At 44.3% G+C, this 13,613-nt stretch carries 12 protein-coding genes; 11 read left to right on the top strand and 1 reads right to left on the bottom strand.

Annotation, left to right across the window (positions count from 1 at the left end; genetic code table 11):
* The first annotated feature begins 49 nt into the window (after nt 1–49).
* The 11 genes from ABIE27_RS11395 to coaD all read left to right on the top strand — a co-directional run bounded on the left by ABIE27_RS11395 (nt 50) and on the right by coaD (nt 12,058).
* Nucleotides 50–1,348, top strand: coding sequence for an extracellular solute-binding protein (locus ABIE27_RS11395; RefSeq protein WP_192895096.1), 1,299 nt, complete (start codon nt 50–52; stop codon nt 1,346–1,348).
* A gap of 130 nt (nt 1,349–1,478) precedes the next feature.
* The gene (locus ABIE27_RS11390) at nt 1,479–2,378 is read left to right on the top strand and encodes a carbohydrate ABC transporter permease (protein WP_123064406.1); all 900 of its coding nucleotides are present in this window, start codon (nt 1,479–1,481) and stop codon (nt 2,376–2,378) included.
* Nucleotides 2,371–3,201 (top strand): carbohydrate ABC transporter permease, encoded by an 831-nt coding sequence (locus ABIE27_RS11385; RefSeq protein ID WP_123064407.1) that lies wholly within the window; start codon nt 2,371–2,373, stop codon nt 3,199–3,201. The genes ABIE27_RS11390 and ABIE27_RS11385 overlap by 8 nt, the downstream gene beginning before the upstream one ends.
* 175 nt (nt 3,202–3,376) lie before the next feature.
* Nucleotides 3,377–6,427, top strand: coding sequence for a glycoside hydrolase family 2 TIM barrel-domain containing protein (locus ABIE27_RS11380; protein ID WP_429350552.1), 3,051 nt, complete (start codon nt 3,377–3,379; stop codon nt 6,425–6,427).
* A 196-nt stretch (nt 6,428–6,623) separates the two neighbouring features.
* A complete protein-coding gene (locus ABIE27_RS11375) occupies nt 6,624–6,929 on the top strand; it encodes a hypothetical protein (RefSeq protein WP_090923916.1) in 306 nt (101 codons plus the stop codon).
* 111 nt (nt 6,930–7,040) lie between these two features.
* A complete protein-coding gene (locus ABIE27_RS11370) occupies nt 7,041–7,331 on the top strand; it encodes a hypothetical protein (RefSeq protein ID WP_123064409.1) in 291 nt (96 codons plus the stop codon).
* Between the two features lie 25 nt (nt 7,332–7,356).
* Nucleotides 7,357–7,794: a hypothetical protein gene (locus ABIE27_RS11365; protein WP_429350551.1), complete on the top strand. Its 438-nt coding sequence runs from the start codon at nt 7,357–7,359 to the stop codon at nt 7,792–7,794.
* A 270-nt stretch (nt 7,795–8,064) separates the two neighbouring features.
* Nucleotides 8,065–8,931 carry an AraC family transcriptional regulator gene (locus tag ABIE27_RS11360; RefSeq protein ID WP_429350550.1) on the top strand — a complete coding sequence of 289 codons (867 nt, stop codon included), beginning with the start codon at nt 8,065–8,067 and terminating at the stop codon, nt 8,929–8,931.
* A gap of 832 nt (nt 8,932–9,763) precedes the next feature.
* The gene (locus ABIE27_RS11355) at nt 9,764–10,561 is read left to right on the top strand and encodes a hypothetical protein (protein ID WP_429350549.1); all 798 of its coding nucleotides are present in this window, start codon (nt 9,764–9,766) and stop codon (nt 10,559–10,561) included.
* Nucleotides 10,562–10,938: 377 nt separating this feature from the next.
* The gene (gene rsmD / locus ABIE27_RS11350) at nt 10,939–11,550 is read left to right on the top strand and encodes a 16S rRNA (guanine(966)-N(2))-methyltransferase RsmD (RefSeq protein ID WP_123064529.1); all 612 of its coding nucleotides are present in this window, start codon (nt 10,939–10,941) and stop codon (nt 11,548–11,550) included.
* A gap of 1 nt (nt 11,551) precedes the next feature.
* Nucleotides 11,552–12,058: a pantetheine-phosphate adenylyltransferase gene (coaD, locus tag ABIE27_RS11345; RefSeq protein WP_123064530.1), complete on the top strand. Its 507-nt coding sequence runs from the start codon at nt 11,552–11,554 to the stop codon at nt 12,056–12,058.
* Here the strand turns inward: coaD and ABIE27_RS11340 are convergent.
* Nucleotides 12,036–13,370, bottom strand: a complete 1,335-nt coding sequence (locus tag ABIE27_RS11340; RefSeq protein ID WP_123064413.1) for a nucleoside recognition domain-containing protein — start codon at nt 13,368–13,370, stop codon at nt 12,036–12,038. The two genes, coaD and ABIE27_RS11340, sit on opposite strands and share 23 nt — an antisense overlap.
* Between the last annotated feature and the right edge of the window lie 243 nt (nt 13,371–13,613).

Here is a 13,613-nt window from a genome sequence, read left to right as displayed (position 1 = left end):
AAACGCAAACAAATTTACAAACAAAGAGGTCGAAGGGGAGTTGAATGGTTTGAAAAAAATGTGGGTATTGATGCTCGTAACGGTATTGCTGTTGTCCGCATGTTCATCCGGCGGTGGAGGTAAAGAAGCTGCTAGCGGTGGTGGCGGCGAGAAAGCAAAAGAAATTACGATCTGGGCTTGGGATAAAGCATTTAACGTCGCTGCTCTGGAGCAAGCTAAAGCCATTTATCAAAAAGAAAACCCTGATCTGAAAATCAACATCATTGAGAATGCTCAAGATGCGATCATTCAGAAGCTGAACACTGGATTGAACTCCGGAACAAGCAGCGGTCTGCCAAACGTAGTTCTGATTGAAGACTATCGTGCACAAAGCTTCCTGAGTGCTTATCCAGATGCGTTCAAAGATTTGTCTTCGACAATCAAAGCTTCCGATTTTGCAGAGTATAAAATTGGACCAACTTCTTATGAAGGTAAACAATACGGGATTCCGTTTGACTCCGGCGTAGCTGGTTTGTACTACAGAACAGACTTGCTTGAGCAAGCAGGCTACAAAGCTGCTGATCTGCAAGATATCACATGGGATGATTACATCAAAATCGGTGAAGCTGTAAAAGCAAAAACGGGTAAAGAACTTCTGTCTCTGGACCCGAACGACCTGGGTATCATCCGTATGATGATCCAAACTGCAGGTAAATGGTACACAGCTGAAGATGGTAAAACACCTGATCTGAACAACAACCCTGCATTGAAAGAAGCGTTCGAAACATACAAAAAAATGATGGATGCTAACGTTGTTAAATTGCACTCCGACTGGAGCCAATTCGTTGCCAATGCCAATAACGGTGACGTAGCAACAATTCCTACAGGTAACTGGTTCTCACCATCCGTTCGTCAAGAAGCTTCCCAATCCGGTAAATGGGCTGTAGCTCCAATGCCGAAAATGGCTGGTCAAGCAAACTCTGTACACGCATCCAACTTGGGTGGTAGCTCATGGTATATCATGAACGATGTTCCTGGTGCAGATCAAGCGGCTGACTTCATGGCTAAAACTTTTGGTTCTGACAAAGAGTTGTATCAAGAATTGTTGACTAAAATCGGTGCAATCGGTACGTACACACCGGCTGTTGATGGTGATGCATACAACAAACCAGACGAGTTCTTCAGTGGTCAAAAAATCTTCGCTGATTTTGCTAACTGGACTAAAGAAATTCCAAAAGTAAACTATGGTAGCAACACTTATGCAATTGAAGATATCTTGGTTGTTGAAATGCAAGCATACCTGAACGGTAAATCCATTGATGACGTTCTGAATGATGCGCAAAAACAAGCTGAGGCACAATTAAACTAATATCCCAAGGTAACTTATAGAACCTAGGAAACAACGGAGCCATCTCCCTTGTCCGGCGCAAGTCGAGCTGGACATGGTGAGAGGCTCTGTAGGTTCTACCCATGTTGCATGGAGAGAGAGGAGCCATACTGTGAAAGCCATAAATACAGGAGACAGTCTCCAAAAGAAAAATAATTTGACTGGATGGGCTTTTGTTTTGCTGGCTGTTGTCGGAATTGTAGCATTCTACTTCTATCCGATGATTCAAGCGCTGCTCTTATCATTCAAGTCAGGCAAAGGTGCCAACCTTGAGTTTTCGGGCCTCGCAAACTACAAAAGATTGCTCGTTGATACCACGTTCCGTACGGCATTATCAAACACGTTTATTTACTTAATCATTCAAGTACCTTTAATGATCATTCTCGGTTTGTTCATTTCCGTATTGCTGAATGACAGCACACTGCGTTTCCGGAGCTTTTTCCGTACAGCAATTTTCTTGCCTTGTGTAACTTCACTTGTTGCTTACTCGGTTGTATTCAAGTATTTGTTCGCACCGGACGGTATGGTAAACCAGGCTTTGATGGGTTTACACATTATCGGCACACCAATTCAATGGATTACTGACCCGTTCTGGGCTAAAATTACGATCATAATCGCCGTTACTTGGCGTTGGACCGGATATAACATGATTTTCTATCTGTCATCCTTGCAAAACATCGATCAATCGATCTATGAAGCAGCGAAGATTGACGGAGCGAATGCTTTCACTCAATTTTTCAAAATCACTGTACCTTTGCTTAAACCGATTATTCTCTTTACATCCATTACATCAACGATTGGTACACTGCAAATCTTTGATGAAATTATGAATATTACCAAAGGTGGTCCGGGTAACGCGACCATGTCGATCTCACAATACATCTACAACCTTTCGTTTAAATATTCACCGGACTTCGGTTATGCAGCAACCGTTTCGTATTCCATCGTAATTCTGATCATTATTTTGTCCATCATCCAGTTCAAAGTGGCAGGTGATAATAAAAATGGCTAAATCAAGAGCAAAACGCATTTTCACATATGTTTTCCTGTCCGTCGTCGCTTTTATTTCCATCTTCCCATTTTTCTGGATGATCGTCAGCGCTACAAACAAATCGGTAGACGTAACTAGAGGCACTTTGCTGCCGGGCTCTGCTTTGATTGAAAACATCAATAAATTGCTCGACACCACGAATCTGATTCAGGCACTGGGCAATTCAGCGATTATCTCGATCGTGTCAACCATTCTTGCTCTCTTGATTGGTTCCATGGCAGGTTACGGGTTTGAAGTATTCCGCACAAAATCCCGCGATGTCGTGTTTAACATCCTGTTGATGTCGATGATGATCCCGTTTGCAGCGATTATGATTCCGCTCTATCGGATGTTTGCAACCATTTCGAGTGCAGCACCGGCAATCGGAATTAATACGATGGCTTCGGTTATTATCCCGACCATCACAACAGCGTTCCTGATCTTCTTCTTCCGTCAGAACACCAAAATGTTCCCGAAAGATTTGCTGGAAGCTGGACGTATTGACGGTCTGAGCGAACTGGGGATTTTCTTGAAAATCTATATGCCTACGATGAAAACAACTTACGCAGCAGCAGCGATCATTACATTCATGAGCAGCTGGAACAACTATCTGTGGCCACTCATCGTATTGCAAACGCCGGATCAGCAAACCATTCCGCTCCTGATCTCCAACCTGGGTGCAGGTTATGCTCCGGATTACGGGGTTATCATGACCGCAGTTGTTATTGCAACACTTCCAACTGCACTGGTGTTCTTCATTATGCAAAAACACTTCGTTGCAGGTATGGTTGGTTCCGTAAAATAAGCATAAGTGCATAACACGTCCAACTGGACGAATGCAGGAAAGAAGGGAGGACGCCTGTACAGGCGTACCTCTATCTTTTTTGTATAGAAGCAGAATCAAACACTAAGCGTAAGCTTCAATGAACTCACAACGAAAACTCATAACGAAATTCGCATTATAGAGGGAGAGAGAGCCGATGAAAGCAACAAAAGCAGATATCAACTGGTTAGGGGACGTAAGTGTATTTGAGGTAAACCGTCTTCATGCCTATTCCGATCACCGCTATTATCAAACGATGGAAGAGGCTGTGGCTTCTGCTGAGATGGCACTTCGTTACGATCTGAATGGAACATGGAAATTCAACTATTCCATTCGTCCGGATTGCCGTCCTGAACTATTTTATACGTCCGAGTACTCCAGCGAAGGCTGGGATGATATCGAAGTACCGGGACATATCCAGCTTCAAGGTTACGGACAGATTCAATATGTGAATACGCAATATCCGTGGGATGGATTGAATGAACTTCGTCCGCCGGCTCTGCCGCAGGATAAAAACGCGGTGGGTAGTTACATTCGCACATTCCATCTGCCAGCAGGCTGGGAAGCGAATCCGGTATACATTTCGTTCCAAGGTGTGGAATCAGCATTTTATGTATGGCTGAACGGAGAGTTCGTAGGCTACGGGGAAGACAGCTTCACACCATCTGACTTTGACCTGACACCGTTCCTGCAAGATGGAGAGAACAAACTGGCGGTTGAAGTATACCAACGAAGCACAGGCAGCTGGTTAGAGGATCAAGACTTCTGGCGTTTCTCCGGTATTTTCAGAGATGTATATCTGTACACAGTGCCGGCTGCACACATTCGTGATGTTCATGTTCGTACCGATTTGGATGCTTCATATACGAATGGTACATTGGAACTCGATCTGAAACTGGAAGGAAAAGCGGCAACAGGTGCGCGGATCGAAGCTGAGCTGTTGGACAAAGAGGGCAACTCAGTTAAACGTTTAGACGGGAATGTCGTGGACGACGGTCTGCTACAACTGCGTGAAGAAATTGGCCAAGTCAACCTCTGGAGTGCAGAGATTCCGTATTTGTATCGTTTGTACATCCGTGTGTATGATGCAGCTGGCAACCTTGTGGAAGTTGTTCCTCAAGCCGTTGGTTTCCGCAAATTCGAAATGATCGACAAAGTGATGCACATTAATGGCAAGCGTATTGTGTTCAAAGGCGTAAACCGTCACGAGTTCAACCCGCGTCGTGGTCGTGCGATCACGAAGGAAGATATGCTGTGGGATGTGCGTACGATTAAACAAAACAATATGAATGCCGTTCGTACATCACATTACCCGAACCAAAGCTTGTGGTACGAACTATGCGATGAGTACGGACTCTATGTGATTGATGAGATGAACCTGGAAACGCACGGCTCTTGGCAAAAGCTTGGCGCTGTTGAGCCTTCATGGGTAATCCCTGGCGATAAGCCGGAATGGCATGACATTGTTATGGATCGTGCAATTTCAATGGTGGAACGTGACAAAAACCATCCGTCCATTCTGATCTGGTCTTGTGGTAACGAATCCCATGGTGGTGAAGTGATCTACAAAGTGTCCCAATACTTCAAATCGGCAGATCCAACACGTATGGTTCATTACGAAGGTGTGTTCCACGACCGCCGTTTCAATGACACAAGTGACATGGAATCCCGGATGTATGCAAAACCGGCTGACATCGAGGAGTTCCTGAACGATAACCCGACCAAACCATATATTAGCTGTGAGTACATGCATGCGATGGGTAACTCCATTGGCGGTATGCATAAATACACGGAACTGGAAGACAAATATCCGATGTATCAAGGTGGATTCATCTGGGATTACATCGACCAATCCATCTACAAAAAAGATCGTTACGGTAAAGAGTATCTGGCATATGGCGGGGACTTCGGCGATCGTCCATCAGACTATTCGTTCTGCGGTAACGGGATTGTGCACGCAGATCGTAAAGTGACAGCTAAAATGCAGGAGGTTAAATTCCTGTATCAAAATATCAAGCTGTTCCCAAGTCGTGACGGCGTTAAAATTGTAAATCAGAACCTGTTCGCAGACACATCTGCGCTTGAACTGGTGTACAGCCTGGAGCATGAAGGGCATGAAGTATTGCGCGGCACACTGGATGTAAATGTTGCTGCGGAAAGTGAAACCGTAGTAGAGCTTCCTTTGAATGCAAAGGCTCTTGAAGGTGGCGAATATGCTGTCAACGTGGCGTTTGTACTGAAAGAAGCAACGCTGTGGGCTGACAAAGGTGACGAAGTAGCATTTGGCCAGTTTATTTTCACCCAAGAAGGTAGCCAAGCATCTGTTGCAACAGATAAAAACGTTGTGAGCGATATTCAGGTGGTCGAAGGTGACGTCAACATCGGCGTTCGCGTTGGTCAAACGCATGCGTTGTTCTCCAAGCAGTTTGGAACACTGGTTTCCCTGAAGTTCTCCGGTCGTGAAACAATTGCGATCCCGCCTGCACCACTGTTCTGGCGTGCAACGACAGACAATGATAAGGGTACAGCAATGGGCTTCGAGCTTGGTGCATGGTATGCTGCCAGCCTGTTGCCGCGTTCTGTAGAATGGAAGCATGAACAAAAATCGGATCAATACCGGATTGAGTTCACCTATAAATTGAACATCTCGGCAGATGTAGAGGTGAAAGTGATCTATACGGTGCTTGCCGATGGAAGTGTACATGTGCATAACACGTACAAAGGTACCGAAGGATTGCCAAACTTGCCAATCCACGCATTGTCTTTCAGAACATCTCCAGATTATGAGAACGTGGAATGGCTGGCAATGGGACCAGAGGAAAACTATTCGGATCGCGCATTTGGCGCTCGTCTGGGCATCCATGGCAGTAAGGTTGCAGATACGATGGCTCCATATCTCGTACCGCAAGAGTCGGGTAACCGTACAGGGGTACGCTGGGCTAAGCTAACGGACAATGCTGGACGTGGTTTCAAAATTGAAGCTTCCGGTGCACCGGTAGAGTTGAATGTTTCACCATATACAGCGTTTGAATTGGAAAATGCGCAGCATGTGTATGAGTTGCCACCCGTGCATTACACTGTCGTTACGGTAGCCGGCAAACAAATGGGTGTTGGCGGTGACGATAGCTGGGGCGCTCCGGTACATCCGGAATATCAAATTCCTTCCAATGGTGAGCTGAGCTTTGAATTCGTTATTCGTTCACTGTAACAGGGAAATATACGGCAAGAACAACAGGTGATGTTGCCACCCGTGTCAATGTAGCGGTAACTTGGCTTGAAGCGTGATCATATCAAATGCAGAGGTTCCCTTGGATGGGGCCTCTGTTTTTTTGTTTTCCCTTATTGAAACCGTTCTCGCTCCATTCTCGTAGAGTACTGGACAAAGATACTGAGGAGGGGACAGAATGAGCAGGAAAGCAAAAACGGGGGTATGGGTGACGGTGATAGCCGTTCTGGGAATCATTGTAGGATCATTTATTTGGTATTTTAATACGGCTTCCGGTGAACGCGCACTTAAAACGATGAGATCCAATAACGCAGGTGGTTTAGAACGGGTAGTGAAGGTGTACAGCAATTCGGGTGAACTGATTCAAACGTACGAGGGCAAGATTGATGTGCAGGATACGGAGTACGGAAATAAAGTGCTGTTTGATCTGAATGGCAAACGTGTTGTGATCTATAATGCAACGATTGTGACGGAAGAGAAATGAAAGTTGTGAAGTGAAGGGTATTCTGGTGATCCAGAGTACGTAGACAGATCAGGATACATAATCCTACTTCTGTGGTAAAATTAAGGAAAAATGAGAGTCGAGTGATTCGGAATGACGATGTTTCTTGTTGCTCTTGCGTTGCTGGGCATGTTAGCCTTCTATAGTTTGCTGGCTTATGTATTGATTCGTTTTATTTCAAAAAGAGCGTTTAAAGTGACGTTAACTAAATTAGAAATGTTGGAGATTATAACCGGGCTTGCTTTGATATTTGTCGTGTTCCAAGGCATTCGATGGGGATCAACTTCTACGATCTTACCGTCTATATTGCTTATCGCACCGTTAATCAATATGCGTATTTCGAATCGTAAACAAAGAGAACGCCTTAAACAAGAATTTACTTAAGTTGTTGTGGATAGGAGGGTGTGCTTTGATTCTGAGCAAAACAACGGATACGTCAGGGCTGACCAAAGTTAGCGAGCTATCTGATGAGTTGCAGTCTGTTTTTGATAAAGCCGCTGAAAAGTATGCTTCATGTAATATTGAATTGTACTTTGTGTTCCGCTGTCTGCCGGAAGATTACGGACGCAAATCAAGCGTCAGACATGTGAAGGCAGAAAAAGTGATCTATTTCGATATGACGGTTAGTGAAGACCGTTATAAGACTTGGAGTAAAAGCAGGCAGCGATATGCATTAAGCCATGCGTTGTATACATTTCTCAGCGAAAAGATAAAGAAGTATAAAGTGGATGGTCTGGACACCGATGAATTTATTGCTGATATGGGGATGTGGCTTAAAGAGGTTGGGTGGCTACAGACGGAAGAGCAAGCAGATCTGGGGGAGTTTGAAGAGAAGTATAGATCGTGAAATATCTGTATTGTGTACTGTGGAAATCGGGCGAGAATGAAACGTACACATGTACGTGAGGCAAGACTGGGCGTTCCTATTCTCGTTCTTCCGATTATCAAAATGGAACAAGGTAACGAATACATATGAGAGTTAATCTTTAAGCTCTTTGAATAGACAAATGATAGCATCTCCTAACAAGAAGATCATTAAGGTTTCTTTTACACTGTAGAAGAAAGGAGATGAGAGATCCTGGAAATATTCAAATTACTTCACCAATCCATTGATTATGTGGAACGACATCTTCATTCACCGATTGAGATTGAAGATATAGCTAGGGCAGGCATGAGTTCGAAATACCATTTTCAGCGAATGTTCCATGCAGTAACCGGCGTAACCGTTACCCAGTACGTAAGAAATAGACGTCTCACACTTGCCGCTCAGGAGTTAGCAGGGACAAACTGTAAAGTTATTGATGTTGCACTTAAGTATGGTTATGACAGTCCAGCAGCATTTACAAAAGCGTTCCAAAGGATGCATGGGGTAACACCTCTTGAGGCAAAGAAAATGAATGTGAAACTTAAAGCATTCCCTCGAATCTCCTTTCAAATTCAGGTTAGAGGGGAATCAGAGATGAATTATCGAATTGTCGAGGAAAAAGGCTCTATTGTATTTGGAAAAAGCGTTCTCATCCATGAAGATGCGTATAAAGAGGTACCCGTATTTGTGGAGGGCATTTGGAAAGATGGGACTCATGCTCAGATACTCGAGTTGTTAGAGAGACCGGATGGAACATTGTTATATGGTTATCATTATGATTTCGCTGAGGATGGTTCGAAGCGTTATTTAATGGGAGCAGAGGTGCCAGAGGGCATTCAGGTATCGGATGAATTCACCGTTCTTCATATACCTGATCAAACTTATGCCGTTTTTGACAGTGGAGGTAAGATGGCAGATGATGTCGAGATTGATTTGAGTATTTTGAATGTTTGGAAACGGATCTACACCGAGTGGTTCCCGTCAACGAGTTTTGAACAAGTGGAAGGACCCTGCATAGAGAAATATTACTGGGTGGATGATCAACATCAAAATTTCATCACCGAGGTATGGATTCCGGTTCGTAAAATTGCAGAAGGCATTAAAAGATTTAAGAAATGATTTATCCACTCTACAAACAAAAAGAAGCTCTCGTATGAGAGCTTCTTTTTGTTGTAAGAACGTTGGCTTCTACGTCTTCAAAAGCACTAACTACTGCTTTGTCCACCGATTTGACAACCGACTATTTCTTACGTGTCATGATATTACAAGAAACACTCTCCACTAAGTGAGAGAGTGATATGTCTATTTTACTAAGGACGATTCTTTTTTTGCGTTGCTATGATCTTTTAGGCTAATAAATAGTTTTATTATTCTTCCTACTCCTACTAAATAATCAAAGGTGACTTAACCTTTAACAATTCACCAATTGTAGCGACAAAGTTCATAGTCTTATTATTTCCAATGTACTAGTATACAAAGTGTAAATAGAAAATATTAGAAAAAATTCTAATAATATAGAAAAAAATATCAAAGGTTAAGAAACTTTCATTTTGCTGAAGAAGATAGTGATGTAAGGAGGTGATTTCGATGTAGACCCTGGATCAGTGAAATTCTATCTCAATTAGTTAGTCCTTGTAACGGGTTGTGGTTTGATTGAAAACTCATGGGGAGAGCTTGGAGACCAAGACCGTGTCTAACCAAGCGACGCTTGTCCGCTCCCATCCTCGACGATATCAAAACCAGCCAAAACAGGTTTTGTTCGTATCGGAGTATGAATCTTAGTAGCAAAATGTGCGCTATCATCCAAAACGAGTATACATCAATTTGTAGGAAATTTTCTCGAAGGTAGCCTCTTCAACGACAAGTCTATCTCAGGTTTTCTTATCTTCTGAGTAGTTTCACAGATTCAAGTGCAATAGAGCAAAACTATATAATATTAAAAATTAAACAAATGGAGGATTTTGAAATGGAAGGTAAAATATTTAAGCTATTATTGACCGTTTCCTTTACATTTAGCACTCTATTTGCTTCAAGTGCAGTTTCGGATGCCATGCCTAGTTCCAATGCGTCAACTGTCAATAGTATGAATCAACATCTTGAGGAGAGTATACTTCTAATACAAGAGGATCTTGAGAAACAAGGGACTAGTATTGAAGCAGGTTTAACAGACCTCGCTCTTTTATTTGAACAGCAAAAACAAGGGAGTTCTGATCTCAAAGAGATCGAAAAGTTGGAACAACTAGTTAGTACAATTGGAGACTTATCAACAGACTATAAAAATTATAAAAATGGGGACTTATCGACAAATAAAAAAAATAACATTACTTTGCAGGCACAAGGGTCGATTTACGCTCCAGCAGTTGCAGCAATTGCTAGTTGGTTTGGATCACAAGGGTACCTTTTATCTGCAGAATTATTGTTACATGCTAAAGATAATACAATCTATATGTCTAACTACAGTCCAGCTTACGGCTCTCGTGTTAGAAGTTCTTCAGTAACTCAAAGGATACTGGCAAGTTCCGCGAGATCAGGTTCGGGAGAATTTCCTAATTCGGGAGGCCAGATAGACAGAGATCTTTATTATGCAATACATTATTTTAACTGGACGAAAACCCCGTCCTTTCTTATCTCTGATGTATATGATTTTGCACCTGGTCAGTATAGTGGTCTTGCAGGTACGGCTGTAAACGCTATGTATTTTGCTCAGCAAGAAGGGTATCTAACACCATACAAGGTTTTGTGCAGATAATTAATCTTTATAAAAACTAAAAGACATATTAGCTCCTGGGTATTACCCTCGTTAAACAGAGATAAAAAAAGAACTATTAAAGGACGTTCCCAATCAGAACTCAACTGCGGAGAGATGATATGTATTTCAACAAAAATAGACCCTCTTTCGAGGGTCTACTTTTCATGGGAGAGGAGAAACCGGACGAAGAGCTTATGGGGAAACGTAAGTCTTCTCCGCGGTTGTCTACGACACTTGTGATGTCGATAATTATAGAATGGCCCAAGGGTTTCCTTTTTATACATATTGGCCAAGAGTATTTTTCAAACGGAACCGGAGTGTGGTACGATAGCTTTAAGAATAAATATATGTACATAGAGAGAAAAGGTGACGTATTCGTGAGAGTGGTATCTGGAAGTGCGAAGGGCAGGCCGCTGAAGGCTGTTCCCGGCACAGGTACGCGTCCAACCACTGATAAGGTGAAGGAAGCGTTGTTTAGCATGATTGGCCCTTATTTTGAGGGCGGAGCAGCATTGGATCTGTTTGCAGGCAGTGGAGGTCTCGGGATTGAGGCACTCAGCCGTGGCATGGACAAGGCTGTTTTTGTTGATCTGGAATCGAAAAGTATTGAAGTAATCCGTGCGAATCTGAAGGCTACGAAGCTGGAGGATCAGGCGGCTGTATATCGTAATGATGCGGGTCGGGCGCTCAAAGCGCTGGCTAAACGCAATACAACCTTTGATCTGGTGTTTCTCGATCCGCCCTATCGCATGAAGAACGGACACGAGTTGATGTTAACGATGCACGAACTGGAACTGCTTACCCAAGGTGCAACCATCGTGTTGGAGTATGAATCCAAACATGAATACCCGGAGCAAGTTGGCCCGTTTGAACAAACGCGCAAAGCGGTGTACGGAGAGACAGCGGTATCCATATACGATTATGTACCTGTTGCGGCAGAAGATGAGCAAGAAAACCGCATCACAGAAGAGGAGGCTCCTCATGACTGAAATGATTCAGCGGCAGGAACGCATTGCCGTATATCCAGGAAGCTTTGATCCCGTAACGATGGGGCATCTTGATATTATTGCGAGAGCGTCGAAACAGTTTGATCGTGTCATCGTCGCTGTCTTGAACAATATGAGTAAAAATCCACTGTTCACCGTAGAAGAGCGCAAAGAGCTAATCCTTACTGTAACCAGCCACCTGCCGAATGTGGAAGTGGATAGCTTCCGTGACTTGACGGCTAATTATGTAAGGCAAAAGGAAGCGTCGGTTATCGTTCGCGGTATTCGCTCCGTAACCGATTTCGAGTATGAGTTGCAGCTCGCGTCGACCAACAGCAAGTTGAACCCGGATGCGGAAACGATTTTTATGATGACTAACCCGAAATACTCCTACCTCAGTTCCAGTATCGTTAAAGAAATCGCCCACTATCATGGTGATGTAACGGATCTGGTATCGCCTGAAGTTGAAGCTGCGCTTCGCCAGAAGATCAGCGGGAAAAAAGGCGGTTAATCCATAAGGTAAGGCCCGAGAGACTAATCATTACCCCAAGAAGTAAAGCGAGACTTAGGGCTGCTGCAGGGAAGCTGTTCCAGATGAGTTGCCATGTACTTATGGTGTCTGGAAATTCCAGAAACGGCCAATAGAATAAAGAGTCTGAGCGCTCCACTGCAGTGGTCTGCCACGTGGTCGATACTTCTGTGGTATAACGGCTGAATGGTTCCCACAACCAGAGGGTAAGGCCAAAGGCAGCTAACCCATGTCCTAATCGAACGATAACGAAAAATAGCATGGATTGCAGTCCAGGCATGGCTGTTCTTAGCATCGATGAGACTTGCAAATGCGAGCATACGCCTCCCCAGCCAAGCGCACCTGCCAGGAATGCCATCAGTAGGGCGGGTGCTATTGCTGTTTTGCTAATGTGGTATGTCCCTAAGTGAAGCTCCAGCACAGAAGGCCAGACTGCAGCTGAAATACCGGGAGTCAGGTAGAGTGAGAGCAACCGGATGAATACTGCAAAAACGATGATATACCCTCCAGTTAACATTAGAATCTGTACGGCCTGAGATACGGTGTCACCCAGTAATTTGCCAAAACCTCGTGCATCCCGGCTATGTGCTTCTCTAGCGGCGAGCAACATACGCGAACCGATGCGAAGTTTCTGAGAATTCTGAGCTAAGGGATGCAGTTGCTTCATTTCGGTCTCTGCTTGATTTTGGGCTGGTGAGAGAGAATGGACAGCTTTGTTAGATGATATGGGGTCTGGTACAAGATTTTTTTTTAGGGATGCAGGGATGAAACGAATGGCAACCGCGGCTGCAATCCAGCCGCTAATCCAGTGTATAATGAGGAGAAAATATCCGGCAGCAGGGTTATGTAGAAAAGCACCTCCAACAACAAGCAGAATCATCATGGGGTTGGCAAAATGAGCTGCTGCCGCAATAATAACCGCCTGCCTGGCGGTCATTTGTTGATCCTTGACTAATCGAGATACGGCATCTGCGGCGGCTGGAAAGCCTCCACACATGCCCACAGCGAGAGCGAAGCCGGCATGGCCTGGCAGCTTGAACAAGCGCCTCATCATGGGCTCTAGCAGAACCCCCAAGGCGTGGGTAAAGCCAAACGCGGTCAGCATCTGGGATAACATCAGGAACGGCAACAGGGCTGGAAAGACAATTTTCCACCAGATGTCCAGTCCCTGAATGGATGCGTCGAAGGCTTCTTTCGGAGATGCAACTATCGCAACAACCAGCATGAATGCACTAGTGCTTAGGAATACAGTTCGTACCAAACCGGGACTTCGAGCTTCACTGGATACGGTCATCGTTTCACCTCATATCAATTAACGCCTCTCGGGCATTGGGATTACAATGGACGGCCGAATCACGTTCGTAAACGGTTCGGCCTTGACCGGATAGACGGCGAATCATACTGCGGCCTATCCGGCCTGTACCATTGTATGCAGGAACAACAAGGTGTTAGACTTGGATTGTAATCATATGTAATAAGATGAGCTGAATAATTACAGGAAAGCAACTCTTGTGGAGTGGATTCAGCTTGTAGAGAG

Source organism: Paenibacillus sp. 4624 (assembly GCF_050435065.1).
Taxonomy (GTDB): Bacteria; Bacillota; Bacilli; order Paenibacillales; family Paenibacillaceae; genus Paenibacillus; species Paenibacillus amylolyticus_D.
This window is presented reverse-complemented; position numbering and strand designations above follow the sequence as displayed.

Coding starts and splice junctions, on each gene's coding strand:
- ABIE27_RS11385 (WP_123064407.1), top strand. CDS start 2,371: ATGGCTAAATCAAGAGCAAAACGCATTTTCACATATGTTTTCCTGTCC.
- ABIE27_RS11380 (WP_429350552.1), top strand. CDS start 3,377: ATGAAAGCAACAAAAGCAGATATCAACTGGTTAGGGGACGTAAGTGTA.
- ABIE27_RS11375 (WP_090923916.1), top strand. CDS start 6,624: ATGAGCAGGAAAGCAAAAACGGGGGTATGGGTGACGGTGATAGCCGTT.
- ABIE27_RS11370 (WP_123064409.1), top strand. CDS start 7,041: ATGACGATGTTTCTTGTTGCTCTTGCGTTGCTGGGCATGTTAGCCTTC.
- ABIE27_RS11355 (WP_429350549.1), top strand. CDS start 9,764: ATGGAGGATTTTGAAATGGAAGGTAAAATATTTAAGCTATTATTGACC.
- coaD (WP_123064530.1), top strand. CDS start 11,552: ATGATTCAGCGGCAGGAACGCATTGCCGTATATCCAGGAAGCTTTGAT.
- ABIE27_RS11340 (WP_123064413.1), bottom strand. CDS start 13,370: ATGACCGTATCCAGTGAAGCTCGAAGTCCCGGTTTGGTACGAACTGTA.